Origin of the sequence: Methylobacter sp. Wu8 (genome assembly GCF_036440755.1) — a bacterium.
GTDB lineage: Bacteria > Pseudomonadota > Gammaproteobacteria > Methylococcales > Methylomonadaceae > Methylobacter_A > Methylobacter_A tundripaludum_A.
Genome location: NZ_JAZGVT010000063.1, coordinates 1 through 22,638 on the forward strand (window position 1 = coordinate 1; position 22,638 = coordinate 22,638).

The window sequence follows — 22,638 nt, forward strand, 5'->3', positions numbered from 1 at the left end:
CTCAACCATCGCCCTCGAAAAACACTCAATTTTAAAACACCTCATGAGGTCTTTTTTCCTGAACAAGAGAGGGATGCCGCATGATTACTAGGATTGCACTTCGGAGTTGAATCCGCCCATGATTAATTAAACCCTTACCTCAAAAAAAAACCCTCGTTACCTATTGGTAACGAGGGTTTCAATTCCTTAGCCGACAACCAAGGCTGCCGGCTAATTATTTCATTAAATGAAAGATGGAATTAATGGAGCATCTACCATGATCATTTGACGGTTGCCAGCTTCATCAAAGAAGAACAACAAACCAGCAAAACGGCTGTCTGGATCATAGATCAAGTCAGCTAAACGGTAAACTTCCCAAGCAGCGTCAGAAGCAGTAACTTGCACAGTTCTTGATGTACCTGGAGCAATTGGGCTGTTATCGCTAACAGTCAAACCTTCTTCAGCCAACAAGTCATCTGGATAGCCAGTTTCATCAACATGAACTTTAGGATCTAAGAATCGAACACCAGCAGTGTTAAACTCACCTAAACGCACTGCAGAATCACCATTGTTAGTGATAGTCAGTGTCATTTGCATAGCACGGCCTGGTACACGATAAGTTGCATCTTCAACTTTAACGTTAACAGTTTTTGCAGGCATTTCAATTGGTTTCATGCCACGCAACAAACCAGCTTGCAATGGAGTTGTTACAGGATACGCTGCGTTTGTGCTGCTCATACCGAAAGCAACAATCGCAATTGTACCTATTGCAAAACCCATAGCAACTTTTCTGTCGCCAGCAGTAATCAAAGAGTCTGCTTTACCTGCTTCAACAGCAATATGACGTGGAACAAATACAGGCTTACGAATCCAATAAGCTACCCAAGCCAAACCTAAGGCATACCAGAAAGCGTGCCAGAAGTAAGTGTTGCTCAGATTGTATGTTTCTAAGTCGATAGTATCGCCTAACAACGTAGTAACTGGATTAACAAATGATCCCATAGTACCAGTAACAGTTACCCATTTACCTGGACCGATGATTGGACCACCGCCTTTAACGTTCATCATAGTGTGTACGTGCCAGTCACCTGGACGACGCGCTTTTAACAAAACTTTAAACTCATAGGTATCACCCAGTTCCAGAGTAACTGAACGAGGAACTAATTGACCACCGATCCAAGAACCTTGACGAATAAATACAGGACCTGGAATACCGATGTTCAAGAAAGATATTTCTGGTTTATCAACAGTTTCAGGCCATCCAGCGAAAACGTGGAATTTACCAGAAATTGTCATAGTGTCGTTAACAGCCACAGTATCTTTTGACCAGTTCAGGTCAAACCAGTGAATTGTACGCATACGCATGAAAGCGGCTTGCGACTTTTCACCATGAGCAGATGCAGTTGGTGCGTAAAACATCGCTGCTGTAACAGTTATCAGCAGTGCGACAAAGGATAATTTAGCAACCTTGTCTTTTATTAATTTCATATATCCTCCTCTATAATAGAGAATCTATAGTTTTCAGAGTATCTAGTGCCAACAGTCGATTTTCTCTTGCTAACACCAGTCTTTTTGTGTGAATTTCTACAAACAAGGTTCTTAAGAACTTTGAGTGAAGCTAGTGCCACCGAACCATTTACCGAAGAAATGCCACAAGAAGTAAATCAAGATACTCACGAAAGCAGAGAAGAACGCTGATACTGGAGCAACGTCTTTACCAAAAGTTCTTAATGTACCTTTTTCAACCATTCTGATGTACTCAGGTGTACCAGTTCTTACATAGTGGTAACCTTGTAAGTCAGCCAGTGTCATCATCATGCCATTGTATTCAACAGGAACATGTAATGGAGCAATAACTGGCCAGTTGCCTGGATAGAACAACAGACCCCACGCCATGCCACCAAGTACTGCTGTAACTGTCATGCTGTTTGTCAGCATTAAGATAACGTCAATAACGATAGCGCCTGGCATCAGGTTTGATGGGAAGCAGAAGTTTACAGGGAAATAAGTCCAACCCCAGAAGTTCATGTATCTGTTGACCCATTCACCCAACAGCAGACCTAAAATGCAAAGCACTGCGCCAAAAGGCAAACGGTAACGCCACCATAATACAGCTTGAACAGCTGCTGGAAAAGTGATTGAAACGATCGGAGCCACGGTTACCCATAAGCGTCTATCTTTCCAGTCAGTCCAGAAATCCCAGTCACCACCAGTTAACATGTAGTGAATGTGATAACCACCAAGTACTACGAAGAACAATGTAAAGCAAATTAGCCAATCGAACGTGCGTGAAACTTTAACTGCTTCAGCGCGTGAACGTACAGCTGATTGAGATGCGCTCATTAGCTTACCTCCTAAAGGATTTAAATTATTTTTATTAATAACTATCTAACTTTAGCTGTTTCACCCTGAAAAAAAGCGAAACAGCCGAGGAGATAGTAATTACAACCAAAGACTTATATTATTAAGCTAAGTCTTTTTTCAAAAGTTTAGCAATAGCTGCAACTTCTGTGTTCACAACACCCATTACGCCTAAAGCCGCCCATCCGAAGAATACGAAACCATAGTGCAAAGGAGCAACGAACAATTCTTCCATAAACCAGAAAGTGTGACCCCATTCGTTCAAGCCAACATTTGGCAGAATCATGAAAGGACCAACAACTGCCACCATATATTGAAGGTGCAGACCTTGCTGATAAGTAGGAAGTCTTGTTTTTGCATACAAGAAAGCAGCACCACCAGTGATGATGTAGATAGGATAGCTCAAATAGAATTCGATGATGTGACTTGGTGTGAAGTCAGTATCACGAACGATAGTTTGATGCCATGTACCATCTTGCTCTGTAAAGTAGCTAGCGCCGTAGTAAATAGCGAAAGCGTACATTACCAACCAAGTCCAATGAGTAAAGTGTCTTCTCAACTCTTCTCTTGGTGTTATTGACATCACTTTACGATCACGAGTTTTCCAGATATAACCCCACAGGATACCTGCAGTAGCCACTTCAAGAACGAACTCAATATAAAGAAAGTTCATCCAATATGTTTCGAATTCAGGTGCGAATGAATCCAGACCAGCTGACCAGCCATAAATACCTTCATACCAACGAACCCAAGCATAGAACACTACATATACTAGTGATCCCAGGATCAAATTTTTCTTATTTAACAGCGGTGCTTCCGCAGCATCAGCTCTCACTGATTCAGTTGTAGCTGCCATTTCTACCTCCAAAAATTATAAAATCCCTGACTTGTTATGGACAGGGGCTATAGTTACAACTCCATTTTCCCACTTGGCCTTAGATATACCAAGAACCAAGCACCACCAAGTCAATTTAGTGAGCCGTCAGTCTACCAGTTCGATTAGCCTTGTCAAGTCAAAAACAAACGCCTAATTCATTTCCTTGAACCCAATCCTTAGCCAATAAATTCCTCTACACTTAAAACATTGATTCCTGTTAAAATTAATTTTATTTATTTTCAACCCAATCATCCTAAATCATGAAAAAATACTCCATCTTAATCTTTATTGTCGGCCTAACAGCGCTCCTTTTGATTCAAAAAGAGATCGCCATGCCTCTCGTTTACAAAGTAATCCAGTCAGATTTATTTCTTGTTGACAGCAAAGACCAAGGAAGCCAGTCCCCTATCTCAACACCACTAACCGGACTCGCTTTCGCCCATTGCAATACCTACATCAAATCAAAACTTGGATCCGATACATCCGTTAACTTCGCCGAAAAACCTATCAATGCCTGGAGCCTCGGCAATTACCAATACGTCATTAACGGCGAAATCGACATCACCAGCACGAATACAAACCCTGTCAGTAAAAAATATGCCTGCCGTATTACTTATAAAAACGGCGACGACACAGAAGGCAGCAATGATTTTGCCAACTGGTCCATTGAAGGACTGTCCGGTCTGGATTTATAGAACTGACTCGTAATCGATGACTTAATCCCTCCAAATCGCGAACCATTCTCACATCCAGTGCAGGACCCACAAAAAATTCCGAAGCCCGAACAAAACTCTTACCCAACTTGAACAATATGAACCTTTAAAAAACCAAGTCCCAGAAAATAAAAAAGCCAGTACAACAAGCTGTACTGGCTTTTTTATTTTCTGACTGCCATGCAAAACTAGATAGGATTAATACATTACAACATCAATCAAAACCAATTTTCTTATTGCATCTTCATCATAACCAATGGCTTTTGTGCTCACGCTCAAAATTAGCCATCCAAGCAAAAATCCGCAAAGGATTTATTTGCCATATTTTTTACGGAACTTATCGACGCGACCCGCGGTATCAACTACGCGTTGTTTCCCTGTATAAAAAGGATGACATGAAGAACAAACCTCAACTTGCAAATCCTTACCCAATACAGAACCGGTCTCAAATTTATTACCGCAACCGCAGGTCACAGTAATTTGCTTATATTCTGGATGAATTTCTGGTTTCATATTACTTTCACATACCCTTAAATGGGCCACATACTTTATTGAAGAACTTCGTATAATACGTTTTTCATTAGAAGTTCGCAACTCAATTTATACGCCTACGCATTATCACCTTAAATGCAAACGGCGTCCGCTCCGCGGAACGTAAAAAGTTCTTCACACGAATGCGCCAACAAACCGCTGACATTATTTGCATTTAGGAAACAAAAGCCCAACTACATCGACTTAATCCCCCCCTTTTTGCCCCGCTACTTCTATTATGATGCATGAGAAAAAAGGTTATAGCGGGCTGGCTTTATACTGCAAAAGTCAGCCCGACAAAATCATTAACGGTATCGGCTGACGGGAAGTCGACGTAGAAAGTTGTTTTATCGAAGCTCAATTTGGAAATTTAAGCGTCATTTCGCTTTGCTTACCTTCCGACTCATCTGGCAAAGACACAAGTTTTCAAGCTTCACTTATGAAGAAGTCGCCTCTATTTACCAAATCCGGCTATTGCGCATTTTCGAGCTCCTGCCGCCCATTCCACGGCGCAACTTTAAATAGAAGCAACATCCCAGGGATCGCAATGACGAAACAAAACAGGAAAAAAGCCACCCACCCGAACCACTCAACCAAATAACCCGTTGCGGCATTAGCAAACGTGCGCGGCACGGCGGCCAGACTTGTGAATAACGCAAATTGCGTTGCAGTGTAAAGCGGGTGCGTGGCATGAGCAATAAAAGCAACAAAGGCCGCCGTCCCCAACCCTACCCCTAACGCCTCAATACCAATAACCATGCCCAGCCACAGCAGACTGTGACCCACCGACGCAAGCCAAGCGAAGCCTAAAATAGCAATCATCTGCACCAAGCCAAAAACCCACAGGGCCCGGTTAATACCGAGTTTGACCATCCAAATACCACCGAGCAGCCCGCCCACAACACTTGGCCACAAACCGGCATTCTTAGCGATGAGCCCAATCTCTGTTTTGCTAAAACCCATATCCAGATAAAACGGCGTAGCCAACGCTGTGGCCATACTGTCGCCCAGCTTGTAAAAAAAGATGAAGCCGAGTATCAGCCCCGCTGATTTCAAGCCGTTGCGACCGATAAATTCCTGAAATGGCTCAACCACGGCCGCCCTAAGTGTTTTCGGCGCACCATTCTTAAGCACCGGCTCACTCACGAAAAGTGTCATCGCGATACCCAGCAACATGAACAAAGCAGTAATAAAAAACACGCTGCTCCACGGCAAATGATCAGCCAGAATGAGCGATAAAGATCCCGGTATCAAACCCGCAATTTTGTATGCATTAACATGTACAGCGTTACCAAGGCCCAGCTCATTATCCAGCAACAATTCACGTCGATAGGCATCCAATACAATATCTTGCGATGCACTGAAAAATGCCACCACAACGGCCAGATAGGCAATTGCCCATAAATCCGGGCCAGGATGCAGCATTCCAAATGCAGGAATGGATGACAATAATGCTATTTGCGTGATTAAGAGCCAGCCCCGCCTTCGCCCAAATGGTGGAATGTAGCGGTCAAACAGCGGCGCCCAAAGAAACTTCCAGGTAAACGGCAATTGAATTAGAGCAAACAAACCTATGGCTTTTAAATCCACGCCTTCAGACCGCAACCATGCCGGCAACAGTCCGATTAGAATATACAGAGGCAAACCAGAGCTAAATCCAGTGAAAACGCAAATGAGCATTCGCCTATTAAAGAACGCCTGTTTGACGCTTGAATTATTTGCCACAGAACACCTCTAAAAGCGACATGTCGCAACGATGCGACTAAATTTATACTGGTTTAAATTTTGAGAGTTTGACAGACAAATAATTCAGCCATAAACAGCCCCATGCCATTTTTACTGAATAGAGCCAAAATCAAAAGACTAGCTAAGAGGAATCAGAATACTTCATGCCCAGCTATTAACTAAACACAAATGAGAAAAGCCGAACATCAATTCGTAATATCCGGCCTTACAAAACAACAGCACCGCACTGAAAGTGCGGCGCCTTAGCAAAAACTAACCGTTAATCAGATAATGAACAACAATACTCGCCACGTAACCACCGGCAATTGCAGGCGTCCATTTCAAGTGACTGAAAAAGGTATACTTATGATCGGACTGCCCCATTAAGGCGACCCCGGCAGCAGAACCCACCGATAACAGCGAACCACCAACACCGGCAGTTAAAGTCACCAATAACCACTGATACAGATCCATATCCAGATTCATATTCAGCACCGCAAACATAACAGGAATGTTATCAACAATCGCCGAAATCACGCCCACTAAAATATTTGCAGTTGTAGCGCCTAGACCATCGTACATAGCGCTGGACAGCAGCTCAAGATAACCGATATAGCCTAAACCGCCGACAGCGAATACCACACCGAAGAAAAACAACAAAGTATCCCATTCGGCATGACGCACTTTATCGAAAATATCAAACGCATCATCACCTTCAACGCGATAGACAGTTTTTAAACGATACCCGTAAAGCATTAACACGGAAAGACCGACCATCATGCCCATAAACGGTGGCAAATGCAGCGCCTGCTTAAAGCTTACCGCCGTAACGATAGTCAACAAGAACATTACACAAACCACTATCGCACCCGGTTTTAATTGCACCGCCGCCTCATCGGAAACCTTCGGTTGCTCATCAGGTACAGCAAAATACATTACTGCCGCCGGCACCCCGTAATTCACCGCAGATGGAATAAACAATTTGAAAAAATCAAAAAACTCCGCGTACTCAGCCTGCCAAACCATCAAGGTAGTAATATCGCCAAAAGGACAGAACGCACCACCCGCATTAGCCGCAACCACCAAATTAACAAAACCGATGCTGACAAATTTCGGATTATCCGCACCTACCGCCATAACCACCGCGCCGACCAATAAAGCCGCCGTCAAGTTATCAGCTACCGAGGACAAGAAGAACGTAATAACGCCGGTAATCAAAAACAGCTTGCGATAGCCGAACTGCCTTCTTACCAGCCAGGAACGCAAAGCCTCAAACACGTTACGCTCGGCCATTGAGTTGATATAAGTCATGGCAACCAGCAGGAATAACATTAACTCTGCATATTCTTTCAAATTGTATTCGAAAGCTTCGTGCATGTCCTCAGCAGAAACACCCGCTTGAGCAGCTAAAACGGCCGCATTCGCCCAAATAATGCCGGCGGCCAGAATAACCGGCTTGGACTTGCTTAGATGAGTAAACTCTTCCGCCATAACAAAGCCATAGGCAATGATAAAGATCAAAACAGTATAAACACCCCGTTCCGTCCCCGTCAGCCCGAGACTTTCAAAACCACCCGCCATCGCCATTCCAGGCAACAGCAATAGAGACAACAAGACAACCAATGACCGCACCAAAATAACCCCCTAATTTTTATTTCAAAATAAATTAACCAAAAACACCCAAAATTTAGCGGACAATATTAGCACCATACAATAACCTTTGTCATTTTATGACCCGCAGTATATGATAATTGGTTATAATTACTCGCCTGGACAGGCACTAAGCGCTTATTTATGTATCAGTATAACGACACCGACCAAACACTCATCGAACAACGGGTAGCTCAATTTAGAAGGCAGACGGAAAGCTTTTTAAAAGGCGAAATTTCTGACGATCAATTTCGCGCATTGCGCTTAATGAATGGCCTCTACATTCAAACTCACGCCCCGATGCTGCGGATAGCCGGCCCCTACGGCCTGCTTAACGCCAAACAAATTCGAAAATTAGCGCACATTGCCCGTACCTACGACAAAAATTACTGTCATTTTACGACCCGGCAAAACATCCAGTTCAACTGGCCCCAACTGGAAAGAGTCCCCGATATTCTTGAAGAATTGGCCGAAGTCCAGATGCATGCCATCCAAACCAGCGGCAACTGCCTGAGAAACACCTCAACCGATCACTTGGCCGGTGTCTGTATCGACGAGATTGAAGATCCCCGCCCTTATTGCGAGATTATCCGGCAATGGACCACCCTGCATCCAGAATTCGCCTACCTGCCGCGAAAATTCAAGATTGCGGTAAGCGGTGCAAAGCATGATAGAGCAGCCACCCAATTCCATGACATCGGCTTGCACTTGGTTAAAAACGACGCAGGAGAAACCGGCTTTAGAGTGCTTGTCGGCGGAGGCCTGGGACGCACGCCGATCATAGGCCAAGTCATCAAACCCTATTTAGAAAAGAAACACCTATTGTCTTATCTGGAAGCCATACTGCGGATATACAACCTGTTTGGCCGCCGGGACAACAAATACAAAGCGCGTATTAAAATCCTGGTCAAGGAATCGGGCATGGAGAAATTCTCCGAATTAGTCGAAAAAGAATGGCTGCTAATCCGCGACGACCTGGAACTGGCGCCTGATCGCATAGAAGCCATCAAAGCCCAATTTGCACCGCCTGCTTACGAGACAGATGCCGCGCAAGACACCGGCTTTGCGCAGCAACAACTCGAAAACAAGGCATTTGCCACCTGGGTTAAACACAACACTGCCGATCATAAAGTACCCGGATACCGCGCCGCATTCATCTCTCTAAAAGCACCGGACTCGCCTCCGGGCGACATGACCGATACGCAGCTTGACGCGGTTGCCGACTTGGCCGATCAATACAGCTTTGGCGAACTCAGAAGCACGCACCGGCAAAACCTGATTCTTGCCGACGTCAAACAAGCCGACCTGTTCGCGCTGTGGCAACAACTCGACGCACTGAAACTGGCCACACCCAATATCGGCACCGCAACCGATATGATTTGCTGCCCCGGTCTCGACTTTTGCTCGCTCGCCAACGCCGGCTCTATCGGCATCGCCAAAGAAATCAACGAAGCGCTTGATGACATGGACTACCTACATGATATTGGCGATGTAAAAATCAACATGTCCGGCTGCATGAACGGCTGCGCACATCAAAGCGTCGGCCATATCGGCATACTGGGCGTCGATAAAAAAGGCGTTGAATGGTATCAGCTGACCTTGGGCGGCTCCTCCGAAAACGAGGCCGCTATCGGCGAACGCCTTGGGCCTTCAATTGCCAAAGACCAGGTCACCCAAGCCATTACCACCATACTGGACGTTTATATCAAGCAACGTCTGGAAGACGAGTCCTTTCTGGACATGGTAAAGCGCGTTGGCATCAACCCATTCAAAGAGCAAGTCTATGCAGATAATTAAAGACAAACAGATTGTTGACGACAGCTGGAGCTATATTGCCGATGACGCCGAACTCAAAGACGGCGACATCAGCGTTTCATTAGCCCGCTGGAAAAAAGACAAGCAACAATTGCTTAAATCTAACGGCAAGATAGGCGTCAGAATCGGACCCGCCGATTCGCTTGAAGACATCGCCGCCGATTTAAAGGACATTCAATTAATCGAGCTGGATTTTCCCGCCTTTGCCGATGGCCGCATGTTTTCCCATGCCTGGCTGCTCAGAGGCCGCTACAACTATCAAGGCGAAATCAGGGCGACAGGCCACTTCATGCGGGATCAGGTGTATTATTTGTCTCGTGTCGGCGTTAATGCGTTCAGCCTTGAGAAAACCGAAGACCTGCCTGTAGCGCTGTCTAACCTGAATGACTTTAGCGTCAATTATCAAAAATCGATTCGTTAATTTGCGTTAAACTCACCACGAAGGCACGAAGGCACGAAGAACACGAAGTGGTGTAGGATGGGCAGAGGCGGTAGCCGAAACCCATCATATCCAACACCCTCCACCCTCCATGTGATGGGTTTCGCTACGCTCCACCCCATCCTACCGCGCTGGCTTTTCGTTACCAGACATTCGATTACACATTCTAACGTGGAGATAATTGTCTCGTTCTCACGCCGAGTGAGAGCGAAGAAATTTTGCCTGTGGTACGGATTTAATCCCGTATGCCGCGCCGAGTACCGGAGCTTTCGGCGGGAATAGCCCGTTAGGGGTGCGGCAGGGATGCCGCACGTTGACGAAGGGGCAGGAGCCCCTTTCGTCAACCCCCGTCGAAAGCGAGGAACGGAGGAAATAAGCGGCAACCGGGTCGCCTTTTCTTTGGATACTTTCTTTTCGACTGCATGGATGCAGGAGGTAGAGCAACGCAGGAGCAGTTACCGAGGCGAAGCAAAAGAAAGTATCTCGCCCTCGGGTCCGAGAACCCGATTAAATCAATCGTCGCGGTAGCGACACATTGTTAATGTTGGGCTTTATTGCATTCAGCTCAGCCTACAGAACAACTAATTTATAAGCCCATTGCTTCAATTTGCTCTTGAAGGATTTTATAAGGACGAACTTTTTCGATTTTAACTTTATTTAGAAATTCACGAAAAACCAAGTCCTTTCTAAAAGCACGTTCAAAATCATTTTTTACTCGTTTATCAACATAGATTAAATCGACATACGGTGATAAACATGCAAGCCAATAATCGTTTAGTTCACTTCCCTTGTATTCGGGTTGCTCTTGGGAGTGCAAGAATAATGAGCTTTCAATAACCCAAGAAGGAATTTGTTCTGGCTGAATTGATTTTTTAAAAGACTCCCAAGGCATATTGAACCTTTTATGCGCAACCTTGAGTTTCGCTCGAAAATCTATGAGCTTCAGTAAATCCTCCATAACAGCGTTTTTGCCAAGTTCTTCAATATCAATTTCAAGATAATATAGAAATTGCTGTAATCCCCCGTTTTTGAGATGGAAAACCTCTTCGCTATCTGCTATTTCGTCATAAAAACGCTCTGCTACCTCGTTAGGACTAGATATTCGTTTATCGCCATGATGCTGAATTTCTTCAGTCATTTGAGCTTTAAGCTGCTTAAGAAAAGCGATTGCTTCATTTTGTTCACGGATAGATCCGTTCATAAAATTACTTATTCGCTTTTTAGAAATATCATTTACTTTAGATCTTCTAATTACTACGGTTTCTCTTGTCCTTGCTTCTTGCAGCCAAAGATATGGACGATACGGATGCCCGTTTTCCCAGATTCCCTCATATGAAGACATAGCTTCAATGCCAGTGCCAAAACGAATTAATGAGTTGCGCGTTTTATCTCGCACCTCCAGCAAAGAAAGTTTATTTCCTTGCAATACCGTTTGGCATTCTGCAACCAAAACATCAACAATCGACCCAAGCTGATTATCGTGAATGCTTGATACCCAAGCTACTTGCGGAAGCAATCGAAGAAAATTAAATCTGTCTTTTGCATCTTTGTCATCGCGAATTTTAATAAGCTCATGAAAATGATGTACACATAGGAAAGGAATAAAAGCATTATCAGCTAAACACTTTAAAAAATTTGCAGAATCCTTTTGTTTTGATGTATCCAATGAAAAGTAGTCCTTAGCAAGATAGTTCAATATCGAAGAATCTAAAGCTATAAATTTGGGTGCCACCATGAATATATTAGTGTTTTTCTGCATAAAAACTCTTATGCCTCATCATTTAGTGAGGAATTATTTCAACCTAATATAAAGTAGACACCTTTTTAGGTGCATATTAATTTCAATTCTGGGCACAAAATCCCCCCAGACATCCGCTAGCCATCTTGCTATAACAACCAATTAATAGCAACCTTTCAGGCAAACCCAACCCGCAATCTCACCCCAACAAATTCAACCCACAAAAAAACCCGAATCCCAGCAAACATCCCTGCCTGCCAAAATCCGGGCTTTTGATTACCGCTACAAGCTAATGCTTATTTATGCATAATGCTCATGCCTTTTAACAAGGTCAGCGCCTCATATAAAGGATAATCCTTCGTTTCCAGAGCTTCCTTGTTTTCGCCTTGCTCGCCTTCTCCATCGGTGCTTTTTCCTTTGCCGTTTTGCAAATGACGCGACAAATCAGCCTCTTTGACCGGCTTGAATTCCGTTTTTTCCAACGACTCCAGCTTAACGCGGCCCAAAGCGATATCCGGCTCAATACCCTCGGCCTGGATGGAGCGGCCTGAAGGCGTGTAGTACCTGGCCGTCGTCAACTTAACCGCCGAACCGTTACTGGTTGGCAATATAGTCTGCACCGACCCTTTACCGAACGATTTCTCACCCATGATTACAGCGCGCTTTTGATCCTGCAAGGCTCCGGCTACAATCTCCGAGGCTGAGGCGGAACCGGCGTTGATCAACACGACCATCGCCGCGCCGTCAATAAGGTCATCGGGAGCGGCATTAAAGCGCATTTCCGAGTTTTCAATACGGCCTTCGGTGTAGACGATCAGGCCGCTCTTGATGAACGCGTCACTGACTTCAACTGCTGCATTCAGCACGCCACCGGGATTGTTTCTTAAATCCAGCACCAAGCCTTTAAGACTGCCCCCATTCTCTTTTTTCAATGCAGCGAGAGCTTCTTTAAGGCTTTCCCCGGTTCCTGATTGAAAGCTGCTGATCCGCACATAGCCGTAACCTTTTTCCAGCATCCGGTTTTTTACGCTTTTAACTTTTATAATGTCGCGGGTTATGTTGATTTTTAAAGGAGCCTCCATCCCTTCGCGAACAACCGTCAACAAAATCTTGCTGCCGGGCTCGCCACGCATAAGCTTGACCGCATCCGCCAAGGTCATGCCTTTTACCGGCTGATCATCAAGTCTGACAATCAGGTCTCCGGTTTTAATGCCGGCTCTTTGGGCCGGAGTATCATCAATGGGGGAAACCACTTTAACAAAGCCGTTTTCCATCGTAACTTCGATGCCCAGGCCGCCGAATTGCCCGGTTGTACCCTCTTTTAATTCCTGGTATTCCTCGGCAACCAAATAAGCGGAATGAGGATCAAGCCCGCTCAACATGCCGCGGATGGCATCTTCCAATAATTTTTTGTCGGAAACGGGCTCTACATAGTCCCTTTTGATTCGTCCGAAAATTTCCGTGAATGCGCGCAAGTCTTCATAAGGCAGGGTTTCTGTTTCAGCCACAGGCTCTGCCTTACCCCGCTCGGCAAAGACGCTGCCGCAGATGCCCATAAAAACACCCAACATAATCCCTAAGGACAAAATGAAAATATTTTTCTTTTTTAACATGTACCTTACAACTCCAAACACTGGATTTCCTAAAACATGACCATACACAGTTAACTAACTTGATCCCGATTACTTTCGGCACCACTCAAGCGGATCAACCGGCTTACCTTTGTTGCGTATTCCAAAATATAACCCGGAATGACTGCGCCCACCGCTTTGCCCAACGGAAGCAATGACTTCACCGACATCCACCCACTCACCAACCTGCCGATATAAACTCTGATTAAACGCATAAAGGGTCATATAGCCCTTGCCGTGATCAATAATAATCAACAAGCCAAAACCGCGCAGCCAATCGGAAAATACCACTTTCCCGCTGGTAATCGCACGTATCTCCGTTCCCTCACTGGCGTCAATTAACACGCCATCCCAAATGCTCTCCGTGCTCTCCGCCCGCACACTGCCGAACTTGTTGGTTAACCGCCCCTTGACAGGCCAAGGCAGTTGTCCTTTAAGTGACGAAAAGTCGCCCTTAAGCTTGGGAAAATCATCCTTGGAATCCGGCAAGTCTTTGGCCGGCTCGGCCGGAGCCTCAACAGCCTCATGCAATTTTTTGGATTGCTCAACCTCAAAAGAAAGATCATTGGTTGATCTTTGCAATGACGATACCAGATTTTTCAGCTTGTTTTCACTTTCTTTCAAGTGAATTATTTGCTGTTCATTTGAAGACAAATCGCTTTTTAATTGCGTCAGCAGTTCAGATCTTCGTTTTCTTACGCCGTCTGCGACTATCTGCTCTGATTTCTTTTGCTCAAGACTTTTCTCTAAAAGCTCGGTTTCCTGCTGTTGCTGCTCATCTAATTGATCCAAATGCCGCACAGACTCAGAAATACTGGCCAGTTTTGTCAAGCGCGCCTTATTAAGATAATCATAATAAACCAGCATCCGACTGGATAATGTAGGATCTTGCTGATTGAGCAGAAGCTTCAACTGTTCCTTTTGCCCCATTGCATAGGCGGCTTTTATTTGACCTGCTAATTCTTTGTTTTCCTTAGCGACTTCATTTTGAAGACGCTGCTTTTCCTGGCGAATCCTGGTCAAATTCTGGCGTTTTTGTTCAACTTGGGTCTGCAATGTTCTTAATAAAGCGGCCGTCTTCCCGTAGAGTTTTTCAACCTCACCCAACTGCGTGTTTAGCGTATTTCGCTGCTGTTGAATCCGCTCCCTATTTTGTCCGGCCTCTGCTATGCCCGACTGAACTTCATTTAGCTCTTCGCTTTTTTCCGAGATTTCCGCATTACTTTCATGAACAAACGCACTCAGCAAAAGGCAAAAAACCAGCTTCTTTATCATCCACAGATTAAACAGACTTGAAAGGTGCATCAGCCATTGCAATGGCATTGTTTTCTTTGTCCAACATGTAACCGAATCCGTCAAGGATCAGCAATACCAGAGGCTTTGGCCGATTCAACATCTTTATCTTTATCTCCCGATACTAAAAAAAATCCACATTACTATTATCTCTACAAAACAAACTGCTTTGCGCCCCATTTTATTCTTCATTACCAAAAATGGTTGTAGTGATGTATTATTTTGCCAGATTTACTGGTTTTTTATCTTTTGGCTGGTGCCAATTGTGCAATCAAGTAGTCATTATATTAATACACGTTGACAACAGTTGTGTATAAATAATTCTTCACGGGTTCTTTTTTAATCAAATTCAATAAACTAGAAGCGTTAACCCACCTATGAAAATTAAAGACCAGCACACAGACACAACCGATGCCGATATAGCCAGGGCGGCTTACTGCTTAAAGGCAATGTCGCATCCATTGCGTTTGAAAATATTGTGTGTTCTGGGCAATGATTCAATCTGCGTACAAGACATCGTCGATCAGGTCGGCACCAGCCAAAGCAATATTTCCCAGCATTTGGCTATTCTCAAGGAGAAAAATATTCTCGGCTCCAAAAAACAGGCTAACCGCGTTTATTACTATATTGACGATGCCCGTATGCTGTTACTCATTAAAATGATGCAGGAAGTCTTCTGCCCCAATCGTTAATTCATCTTTTCACTTAACTTTTACAACAAATCCATGGAACGTTACCTAGAATTCATTTTAAATCACTACATCTTATCTCTCGCTCTGGCAGTCGTTACTTACTTATTAATCCAGGAATTATTCGATGCCGCATTCAAGAAATTCGGCGCGATTTCTCCTTTACTGGCTGTCGCTAAAATGAATGATAGCGATACAGTCGTCATTGATGTCCGCGAGCCGGAGGAATTCCTTGCCGGCCATATTGAAAACGCGATCAACACCCCGTTGGGCAACCTGCCTGCTCACCTGTCAAAACTGGAAGCTGACAAAAACAAACCTGTCCTTATTGCCTGCCAAAGCGGAACCCGCTCCGCATCCGCAGGAAAAATATTAACTAAAGCAGGATTTGAACAGGTTTTCGTTATCACCGGCGGCATGCAGGCCTGGGAAAACGACTACAAATTGCCTATCAAAGCAGCCGGTAAACACAAAAACTAAATCGACACTCCCATTCATTAGCCCTAATCTTAAAAATTCATCATGACCGAAGAAAGCAACGCAGTAGAAAAACAATTTTCCATCCAGAAAATTTATACCAAAGACCTGTCTTTTGAGACCCCCAACTCGCCCAAGGTATTCACCGAAAAATGGGAGCCCGCTGTCGACTTTAATCTGGGCACCCATGTTTTGCCTTTAGATAACTCAATGTACGAAGTAGCCCTTGCGGTAACCATCACCGTAAAAAACGGCGACGCGACAGCCTATCTTGTTGAAGTCAATCAAGCAGGAATTTTTGCTTTAGCCGGTTTTAATGATGCCGAAATGGGACCCATGCTTGGCAGTTTTTGCCCCAATATCCTTTTTCCTTACGCAAGAGAGGCTATTTCCGATCTCGTCACTAGAGGCGGCTTTCCGCAGATGGTTTTAGCCCCGGTAAATTTCGACGCGTTATACTCGCAGCATTTACAACAAGCACAGCAAGCGCCAGGCTCCGACGCCATCAACTAACCTCCGTCCTGAGCTTGTCGAAGGATCGCTCGATGAATAAAAAAATAGCCGTCCTTGGTGCTGGCTCATGGGGAACGACTTTGGCGATTCTGGCAGCCAGAAATGGTTGCCGGACGCTTTTATGGGGTCATAACCGGGAACACATGGCATCGCTGGCACAAGATCGGGAAAACAAACGCTATTTACCCGGCCCGGTTTTCCCTGAAAACCTCAGCGTGACTTCCGATTTGGCTGAAGTGGCGGGTTTTTGCAACCTGATACTGGTTTCCGTTCCCAGTCATGCATTTAAAGACACCCTGCTTAAACTCAAAGCGTATTTGCCCGATGGCATACAAATAGCGTGGGCAACCAAAGGCTTTAATTCCGATAACGGCTCCTTGCTGCACAAAGTCGTAGCCGATATTTTTTCCGAGCAAACTCCGGCGGCCTTGCTTTCGGGCCCCAGTTTTGCTGCGGAAGTCGCGGCCGACCTGCCGACAGCCATCACGATCGCTTCGCCCCAGCCGGATTTTGCAGCGCTTCTGGCCGACATCCTGCATAGCGAGCGTTTCCGAACTTACACCAACTCGGATCTGATCGGCGTAGAAGTCGGCGGCGCCGTCAAAAACGTCATGGCGATAGCAGCGGGCATTGCCGACGGCCTCGGCTTAGGCGCCAACACGCGGGCGGCACTGATCACCCGTGGGCTAAACGAAATTATCCGGCTCGGGGTCAAACTTGGCGGCAAACAGGAAACCTTTATGGGCTTGGCGGGCCTTGGCGACCTTATCTTGACCTGCACCGACAACCAATCCAGAAACCGGCGCTTCGGTTTAGCCTTGGGACAGGGCAAAGACCGGGCAGAGGCTATACAGGAAATCGGCCAGGAAATTGAGGGCATTTCAGCGGCAAAAGAAACCTTTTTGCTGGCTAAAAAGCATGGCGTGGACATGCCTATCACCGAACAAACCTACAAGGTTTTATATGAAGGTCTGGCCCCGCTGGAGGCCGTGCAAAACCTGCTGGCCCGCGAACAAAAAGCCGAGTCGTAATTTACAACAGAACACGGATGACACGGATTTGACTGATAAACACAGATAAAAATTTTATACGGAAAAACTATTTATAGAAAATCAAATCCGTTTAAACCCGTCTCATCAGTGTCATCCGTATTCCATTTCTCTAGCTATTAAGGAATGTGCATGAATAACTTGAGCACGTTTTATTTTTAAACCATGAAGAACATGAAAGGCATGAAGGATTGATGTCTTCATGTCCTTCATGGTCATTGCGTAAATTAATTGATGTCTGTTCCTAAGCCTATTTTATCGCCGCTCCGGCAAAACCCAGCTGCCGCCAAGCCTCATACAAGACAATAGCGACGGTATTGGACAAATTCAGACTGCGGCTTTCCGCCTGCATCGGCAAATACAAGCATCGCTCGACACCTAAGTCCGCCAATACAGTTGCAGGCAAGCCGCGCGTCTCAGGCCCGAACAAAAAAGCATCCTGCGGCTGAAAACTCACTTCACTGTAACAAGCGTTCCCTTTGGTCGTCAGCGCAAACATCCGCCCCGGCTTAATGCTGTCGACAAAATCAGCCAATGAGTCGTGCTCTTTAACCGCCACCCACTCATGGTAATCCAGCCCGGCCCTGCGCAGTTTTTTGTCATCCAATTCAAAACCCAGCGGCTTGATCAAATGCAACTGCATGCCGGCGTTGGCGCATAGCCGGATAATATTCCCGGTGTTGGCGGGAATTTCCGGCTCAAACAAAACGATATGAAACATGCTCAGAACTTGTTATCGATATTGACCGGCTTCAGTTTCCATATCTCGGTGTTGTAATCGGTGATGGTTCTGTCAGTGGAAAACTTGCCGCTGGCGGCGCAGTTTAAGATACTCATTTTGGTCCAGTGATCCTGATCCTTGTAAGCCGCTTCCACGCGTTTTTGTGCATCGATAAAACTGCGAAAATCGGCTGCCGTCATCCAGGGATCGTGAGGACTTTTTATTGAGGCCAGAATATCATCGAAAATACCCGGCTCGAATTGATTAAAATGCCCGCACTCGAGCAGCTTAATGACCCTCAGCAAATCCTCATCCTGATTGATGATCGCATTAGGGTCATAGTGACGGCTCATTTCTTCAACCTGCTCTTCGGTCAAACCGAACAGGAAGAAATTCTCATCCCCGACTTCTTCGCGAATCTCAATATTGGCGCCGTCCAATGTGCCGATAGTCAACGCGCCGTTCATCATAAACTTCATATTGCCGGTACCCGAAGCTTCTTTACCGGCCGTTGAAATTTGCTCAGAAAGGTCGGCGCCCGGACAGATTTTCTCCATCGCGGAAACCCGGTAATTGGGCAAGAAAACCAGCTTTAATTTTCTGCCCACGTCGGGGTCGGAATTAATCACGTTTGAGACATTGTTGATCAGCTTGATGATTTTTTTCGCCATGTAATAGCCCGGCGCAGCTTTCCCGCCGATCAATACGCAACGATCCGTCCAGTTCGCCGTGTCGCCGCGCTTAATCCGGTCGTACAGATGAATCACATGCAGCACATTCAACAGTTGGCGTTTGTATTCATGAACGCGCTTAACCTGCACGTCAAAAATGGCGTCGACATTAAAATCGACGTCATGTTCATGCTTCTTGTAATCGATCAGTTTTTGCTTTGCACCTTGCTTGATTTCATGCCAGCGCTTGCGGAACTTCTTATCTTCGGCAAAAGGCTCGAGCTTCTTCAACTGCGACAAATCCGTCAGCCAGCCGTTGCCTATCGTAGCGGTAATCAGTTCGGCCAACTCGGGATTACATGCCGCCAGCCAGCGACGCGGGGTAACGCCATTGGTTTTATTGTTGAATTTGTCCGGCCAGAACTCGTAAAAATCACGGAACAAACCTTGCTGCAATAATTTCGAATGCAACGCAGCAACGCCGTTGACCGAATAGCTGCCGACGATAGCCAGATAGGCCATCCTGACATGTTGCTCGTCACCTTCTTCAATAATAGACATGCGTCTTAACCGGTCGGTATCACCCGGCCAATGCGCGGAGACTTCGGCCATAAAATGGGCGTTAATATCGAAGATGATCTCCATCAGCCTTGGCAACAGCTGCTTGAACAGGCTCACCGACCACCGTTCCAGGGCCTCCGGCAACAAGGTATGATTGGTATAGGCCATCGTCTTGCGGGTAATCGCCCATGCATCGTCCCAAACCAAGCCGTGGACATCCAACAGTAAGCGCATGAGTTCCGCAACCGCTATGCTCGGATGCGTATCGTTTAACTGAAAGGTATTCTTCGCCGCAAACTCGGAAAAATTATTGCCGTGACGGCCAACCCAGGAACCGATCACATCCTGCAAACTGGCGGAAGCAAGCAGGTACTGCTGACGCAGGCGCAAGGCCTTACCATTTTCATTGGCGTCATTCGGATACAGCACCATCGTAATATTTTCAGCGGTATTTTTTGCCGCGACCGATTCGGCGTAATCGCCGGCATTGAACTCCTGCAAATTAAATTCTTCAGTCGCCGTGGCTTTCCATAAGCGCAACGTGTTTACGGTGCCGTTCCTGTATCCCGGAATCGGCGTATCGTAAGGCACCGCAAGTATATCCTGCGTGTCCATCCAGCTGGTCCTCTTGTTGCCGAACTCATCGATATGCGACTCTGTGCGCCCGCCGAATTTAATCCTGTGCGTGTATTCGGGACGTTCAATTTCCCAGACATTGCCGTTACGCAGCCAATGGTCCGGTTTTTCGACCTGCTCGCCATTGATAATATCCTGAGAAAACATCCCGTATTCATAACGCAAACCGTAGCCGGTCACCGGCAGCCGCAAGGTTGCACAACTATCGATAAAACAAGCCGCCAAACGGCCCAGGCCGCCATTGCCCAAACCGGCATCCGGCTCGCTTTCAACCAGCTCCTCCATCTCAAGGCCCAAATCGTACATGGCCTGTTCAACCGCCTCGGTAATGCCCAGATTCAGCATCGCATTACTTAGGGTCCGTCCCATTAAAAACTCCATCGACAGATAGTAGGCCCGTTTGCAATCCGTCTCTTTATAAGTATTGTAAGTTTTTTTCCAGCGCTCTATGAGCCGGTCGCTGATAGCCATCGACAGCGCCTCATAAGCATAGTGCGGCGACGTGCAGTTTTCATCCCTACCCAAACGGTGGCTGTAATAACGCTTGAAATCGGCAACAAAATCCTGCTCAGCCATGCCCAATTCAGGGAGTATAGTAATTGTGGATTTCGGTTTGCTTGTTTTAAAACTTCTGTGCGGCATATTCTTAAATACTACAAAGTTGATATTAGGTTGATGTTAACGACTTTTTGTTATTTGACCAAAATTATTCGACGCGCCGCTACCGGGCTTCCGCTTCATACAGCCGTCTTTTAATCCTATCGCAGGGCTTTTTCCCAGCGGCTTACGACCGCGGCGGCGATGCTGTTGCCGAACACGTTGGTTGCGCTACGCCCCATATCCAGCACCTGATCGACGGCCAGCAGCAACAGCAAACCGGCCTCGGGGATATGAAACATCGACAACGTGGCCGCAATGACAATTAACGAAGCCCTGGGTACCCCGGCCACGCCCTTGCTGGTGAACAGCAGCGTCAACAGCATGATCAGCTGGTCGCCCAGCGCCATGTCGATGCCGTAGGCCTGGGCGATAAACAGCACCGCAAAGGTCATGTACATCATGCTGCCGTCGAGATTGAACGAATAACCCAACGGCAGCACCAGCCCGCAGACCTTTTCATCGCAGCCGAAGCGTTCCAGTTGCTGCAACAGTTTCGGGTAAGCGCTTTCGCTGCTGGCGGTGCCGAACGCCAGCAGCATCGGTTCGCGGATGTGGCGAATCAGTGACAGAATCTTGCGCCCCAGAATCAGGAAGCCGACACAGCCCAGCACAGCGCACAGCAGCACCAGCCCCAAATAAAACTCCCCGATAAACCGGCCGTAACTGAGCAACACGCCGATGCCGTTTTGCGCGATAACCGAAGCCACCGCCGAAAAAACCGCAACCGGGGCGGTGTGCATCACGTAGCCGGTGACTTTCAACATGATGTGCGCTAATGAATCGAGCAGCTTGATGGTCGGATGAGCGAGTTCGCCCAACGAGGCGCAGGCCACGCCGAAGAACATCGAGAACACCACGATCTGCAATATCTCGTTGGCCGCCATCGCTTCGATGATGCTTTTTGGGAACATATGCGAAACAAAATTGCCCAGTGTCGGGGCAGCCTGCGGCAAGCCGGTTTTCGCTCCGACTTCGGGCAGCGCCATGTGCAGCGAACTGCCCGGTTCAAAGCCATTCACCAGCAGCATCCCCAGTAGCAGGCTGAAAATCGACGCCGAGAAAAACCACAACATCGCCTTGATACCGACCCGTCCGACGGTTTGGATGTCGCCCATTTTGGCCATGCCCACAACCAGCGTCGAAAAAACCAGCGGCGCGATAATCATCTTGACCAGACGCAGGAAAATATCGGTCAGCGCGGCGAAAACAGCGATAACCGGCTTTAGCGTTTCGGTTCCGCCCAAGGTCAGGCTAAGCAGCTCGCCGACGATGATACCTATGATTAATGCTACTGCGACATAAAGGGTTTGGCGATTGGGCTGCTGGATGTGAGAGGTCATAAACTTAAAAAGGCCTAGTTAAAGTTGTCTTCTTCAATTAAGTGCTGAATTTGGCTTTCGTCGAATTGCTGATGATAATTCTCAAAAGACTGCATGCTACCGAACCATTGTAAAACTTGTTGCTGTTCAATGCGGCTTTGTTTCTGTTGTCGAATCGCTTGATAGGAAGAATGAGGATAAGTGCGAAAGTCGTCGACAAACCCGTGCTTTTGCGGATTACGGTGAATATAGCTGACCAAGTGAACGAAATAGCGGTCTGTGTCGATCAAGATGCGGTTGAAGTTTTTTTCGAATAAACTGCCTGAACGACCGTAAGCCTTGTTAATTGCTTTGGTATAAGCATTAAACAAGTTTGAAAAAGATTGCGAATAATTGTGCCGAATTAAACCTTCCAGGTCTTGAAGACCTGGAAGGTTTGGTTCCCGGCTCAGATTTAGACCTTCCAGGTTTTTAGAACCTGGAAGGTCTGGTTTCGGATTAATCCTAACCAACAAATGAAAGTGGTTTTTCATCAAACAATACGCGTAGGTATCGGCAATCGGATAAATATAACGGATGTAAAGTTTGAG

General features: G+C 46.3%; 20 protein-coding genes. 7 read left to right on the forward strand and 13 right to left on the reverse strand.

All coding sequences use genetic code 11. The features are described from left to right. Positions 1 to 222: 222 nt before the first annotated feature. The 3 genes from amoB to amoC all read right to left on the reverse strand — a co-directional run bounded on the left by amoB (position 223) and on the right by amoC (position 3,196). A complete protein-coding gene (gene amoB / locus V3O24_RS09960) occupies positions 223 to 1,467 on the reverse strand; it encodes a bacterial ammonia monooxygenase, subunit AmoB (RefSeq protein WP_104425412.1) in 1,245 nt (414 codons plus the stop codon). Positions 1,468 to 1,578: 111 nt separating this feature from the next. Continuing rightward, on the reverse strand, positions 1,579 to 2,322 hold the full coding sequence (amoA, locus tag V3O24_RS09965) for a bacterial ammonia monooxygenase, subunit AmoA (RefSeq protein WP_104425413.1): 744 nt from the start codon (positions 2,320 to 2,322) through the stop codon (positions 1,579 to 1,581). 121 nt (positions 2,323 to 2,443) lie between these two features. Then, positions 2,444 to 3,196, reverse strand: coding sequence for a bacterial ammonia monooxygenase, subunit AmoC (gene amoC, locus V3O24_RS09970; protein ID WP_104425414.1), 753 nt, complete (start codon positions 3,194 to 3,196; stop codon positions 2,444 to 2,446). A gap of 281 nt (positions 3,197 to 3,477) precedes the next feature. On the opposite strand from amoC, the gene V3O24_RS09975 reads away from it, so the two are divergent. After that, complete coding sequence (locus V3O24_RS09975; protein WP_104425415.1) at positions 3,478 to 3,912, forward strand: hypothetical protein; 435 nt, start codon at positions 3,478 to 3,480, stop codon at positions 3,910 to 3,912. Positions 3,913 to 4,242: 330 nt separating this feature from the next. Here V3O24_RS09975 and rpmE read toward each other — a convergent pair whose 3' ends face one another. The 3 genes from rpmE to nhaD all read right to left on the reverse strand — a co-directional run bounded on the left by rpmE (position 4,243) and on the right by nhaD (position 7,767). Beyond that, the gene (gene rpmE, locus V3O24_RS09980) at positions 4,243 to 4,443 is read right to left on the reverse strand and encodes a 50S ribosomal protein L31 (protein ID WP_006891794.1); all 201 of its coding nucleotides are present in this window, start codon (positions 4,441 to 4,443) and stop codon (positions 4,243 to 4,245) included. 489 nt (positions 4,444 to 4,932) lie between these two features. After that, positions 4,933 to 6,186 (reverse strand): AmpG family muropeptide MFS transporter, encoded by a 1,254-nt coding sequence (locus V3O24_RS09985; RefSeq protein WP_331307133.1) that lies wholly within the window; start codon positions 6,184 to 6,186, stop codon positions 4,933 to 4,935. Positions 6,187 to 6,459: 273 nt separating this feature from the next. Beyond that, complete coding sequence (nhaD, locus tag V3O24_RS09990) at positions 6,460 to 7,767, reverse strand: sodium:proton antiporter NhaD (protein WP_181049957.1); 1,308 nt, start codon at positions 7,765 to 7,767, stop codon at positions 6,460 to 6,462. A 213-nt stretch (positions 7,768 to 7,980) separates the two neighbouring features. Here nhaD and V3O24_RS09995 point away from each other — a divergent pair, with 213 nt between their 5' ends. Beyond that, positions 7,981 to 9,633, forward strand: a complete 1,653-nt coding sequence (locus tag V3O24_RS09995; RefSeq protein WP_331307134.1) for a nitrite/sulfite reductase — start codon at positions 7,981 to 7,983, stop codon at positions 9,631 to 9,633. Continuing rightward, complete coding sequence (locus V3O24_RS10000; RefSeq protein WP_331307135.1) at positions 9,620 to 10,072, forward strand: DUF934 domain-containing protein; 453 nt, start codon at positions 9,620 to 9,622, stop codon at positions 10,070 to 10,072. The genes V3O24_RS09995 and V3O24_RS10000 overlap by 14 nt, the downstream gene beginning before the upstream one ends. 604 nt (positions 10,073 to 10,676) lie before the next feature. Here V3O24_RS10000 and V3O24_RS10005 read toward each other — a convergent pair. The 3 genes from V3O24_RS10005 to V3O24_RS10015 form a co-directional block, all read right to left on the reverse strand. Then, entirely contained in the window at positions 10,677 to 11,849 is a 1,173-nt protein-coding gene (locus tag V3O24_RS10005) for a hypothetical protein (protein WP_331307136.1), read from the reverse strand. Between the two features lie 275 nt (positions 11,850 to 12,124). Further along, positions 12,125 to 13,441, reverse strand: a complete 1,317-nt coding sequence (locus V3O24_RS10010; RefSeq protein WP_331307137.1) for a S41 family peptidase — start codon at positions 13,439 to 13,441, stop codon at positions 12,125 to 12,127. Between the two features lie 69 nt (positions 13,442 to 13,510). Continuing rightward, complete coding sequence (locus V3O24_RS10015; protein ID WP_331307138.1) at positions 13,511 to 14,782, reverse strand: peptidoglycan DD-metalloendopeptidase family protein; 1,272 nt, start codon at positions 14,780 to 14,782, stop codon at positions 13,511 to 13,513. 347 nt (positions 14,783 to 15,129) lie between these two features. Here V3O24_RS10015 and V3O24_RS10020 point away from each other — a divergent pair, with 347 nt between their 5' ends. From V3O24_RS10020 to V3O24_RS10035, 4 genes are read left to right on the forward strand one after another with little or no spacing between them, the layout of a single operon-like run. Beyond that, positions 15,130 to 15,444 (forward strand): metalloregulator ArsR/SmtB family transcription factor, encoded by a 315-nt coding sequence (locus V3O24_RS10020; protein ID WP_104425422.1) that lies wholly within the window; start codon positions 15,130 to 15,132, stop codon positions 15,442 to 15,444. A gap of 33 nt (positions 15,445 to 15,477) precedes the next feature. Further along, entirely contained in the window at positions 15,478 to 15,921 is a 444-nt protein-coding gene (locus V3O24_RS10025) for a rhodanese-like domain-containing protein (RefSeq protein WP_104425423.1), read from the forward strand. 42 nt (positions 15,922 to 15,963) lie between these two features. After that, complete coding sequence (gene secB / locus V3O24_RS10030) at positions 15,964 to 16,431, forward strand: protein-export chaperone SecB (protein WP_104425424.1); 468 nt, start codon at positions 15,964 to 15,966, stop codon at positions 16,429 to 16,431. Between the two features lie 32 nt (positions 16,432 to 16,463). Next, positions 16,464 to 17,462, forward strand: a complete 999-nt coding sequence (locus V3O24_RS10035; protein ID WP_104425425.1) for an NAD(P)H-dependent glycerol-3-phosphate dehydrogenase — start codon at positions 16,464 to 16,466, stop codon at positions 17,460 to 17,462. Positions 17,463 to 17,730: 268 nt separating this feature from the next. On the opposite strand, the gene trmL is transcribed toward V3O24_RS10035, so the two are convergent. The 4 genes from trmL to V3O24_RS10055 form a co-directional block, all read right to left on the reverse strand. After that, entirely contained in the window at positions 17,731 to 18,201 is a 471-nt protein-coding gene (gene trmL, locus V3O24_RS10040) for a tRNA (uridine(34)/cytosine(34)/5-carboxymethylaminomethyluridine(34)-2'-O)-methyltransferase TrmL (protein ID WP_104425426.1), read from the reverse strand. Between the two features lie 2 nt (positions 18,202 to 18,203). Continuing rightward, entirely contained in the window at positions 18,204 to 20,711 is a 2,508-nt protein-coding gene (locus tag V3O24_RS10045) for a glycogen/starch/alpha-glucan phosphorylase (RefSeq protein WP_104425427.1), read from the reverse strand. A 116-nt stretch (positions 20,712 to 20,827) separates the two neighbouring features. Beyond that, positions 20,828 to 22,069, reverse strand: coding sequence for a dicarboxylate/amino acid:cation symporter (locus V3O24_RS10050; RefSeq protein ID WP_331307139.1), 1,242 nt, complete (start codon positions 22,067 to 22,069; stop codon positions 20,828 to 20,830). 14 nt (positions 22,070 to 22,083) lie between these two features. Continuing rightward, on the reverse strand, positions 22,084 to 22,581 hold the full coding sequence (locus V3O24_RS10055; RefSeq protein WP_331307140.1) for a hypothetical protein: 498 nt from the start codon (positions 22,579 to 22,581) through the stop codon (positions 22,084 to 22,086). Positions 22,582 to 22,638: the final 57 nt, after the last annotated feature.

What these genes read in the sequence shown, in the direction of transcription:
- amoB (WP_104425412.1), bottom strand. Translation starts at nt 1,467, where the DNA reads ATGAAATTAATAAAAGACAAGGTTGCTAAATTATCCTTTGTCGCACTG.
- amoA (WP_104425413.1), bottom strand. Translation starts at nt 2,322, where the DNA reads ATGAGCGCATCTCAATCAGCTGTACGTTCACGCGCTGAAGCAGTTAAA.
- amoC (WP_104425414.1), bottom strand. Translation starts at nt 3,196, where the DNA reads ATGGCAGCTACAACTGAATCAGTGAGAGCTGATGCTGCGGAAGCACCG.
- V3O24_RS09975 (WP_104425415.1), top strand. Translation starts at nt 3,478, where the DNA reads ATGAAAAAATACTCCATCTTAATCTTTATTGTCGGCCTAACAGCGCTC.
- rpmE (WP_006891794.1), bottom strand. Translation starts at nt 4,443, where the DNA reads ATGAAACCAGAAATTCATCCAGAATATAAGCAAATTACTGTGACCTGC.
- nhaD (WP_181049957.1), bottom strand. Translation starts at nt 7,767, where the DNA reads ATGGCGGGTGGTTTTGAAAGTCTCGGGCTGACGGGGACGGAACGGGGT.
- V3O24_RS09995 (WP_331307134.1), top strand. Translation starts at nt 7,981, where the DNA reads ATGTATCAGTATAACGACACCGACCAAACACTCATCGAACAACGGGTA.
- V3O24_RS10000 (WP_331307135.1), top strand. Translation starts at nt 9,620, where the DNA reads ATGCAGATAATTAAAGACAAACAGATTGTTGACGACAGCTGGAGCTAT.
- V3O24_RS10005 (WP_331307136.1), bottom strand. Translation starts at nt 11,849, where the DNA reads ATGCAGAAAAACACTAATATATTCATGGTGGCACCCAAATTTATAGCT.
- V3O24_RS10010 (WP_331307137.1), bottom strand. Translation starts at nt 13,441, where the DNA reads ATGTTAAAAAAGAAAAATATTTTCATTTTGTCCTTAGGGATTATGTTG.
- V3O24_RS10015 (WP_331307138.1), bottom strand. Translation starts at nt 14,782, where the DNA reads ATGCCATTGCAATGGCTGATGCACCTTTCAAGTCTGTTTAATCTGTGG.
- V3O24_RS10020 (WP_104425422.1), top strand. Translation starts at nt 15,130, where the DNA reads ATGAAAATTAAAGACCAGCACACAGACACAACCGATGCCGATATAGCC.
- V3O24_RS10025 (WP_104425423.1), top strand. Translation starts at nt 15,478, where the DNA reads ATGGAACGTTACCTAGAATTCATTTTAAATCACTACATCTTATCTCTC.
- secB (WP_104425424.1), top strand. Translation starts at nt 15,964, where the DNA reads ATGACCGAAGAAAGCAACGCAGTAGAAAAACAATTTTCCATCCAGAAA.
- V3O24_RS10035 (WP_104425425.1), top strand. Translation starts at nt 16,464, where the DNA reads ATGAATAAAAAAATAGCCGTCCTTGGTGCTGGCTCATGGGGAACGACT.
- trmL (WP_104425426.1), bottom strand. Translation starts at nt 18,201, where the DNA reads ATGTTTCATATCGTTTTGTTTGAGCCGGAAATTCCCGCCAACACCGGG.
- V3O24_RS10045 (WP_104425427.1), bottom strand. Translation starts at nt 20,711, where the DNA reads ATGCCGCACAGAAGTTTTAAAACAAGCAAACCGAAATCCACAATTACT.
- V3O24_RS10050 (WP_331307139.1), bottom strand. Translation starts at nt 22,069, where the DNA reads ATGACCTCTCACATCCAGCAGCCCAATCGCCAAACCCTTTATGTCGCA.
- V3O24_RS10055 (WP_331307140.1), bottom strand. Translation starts at nt 22,581, where the DNA reads ATGAAAAACCACTTTCATTTGTTGGTTAGGATTAATCCGAAACCAGAC.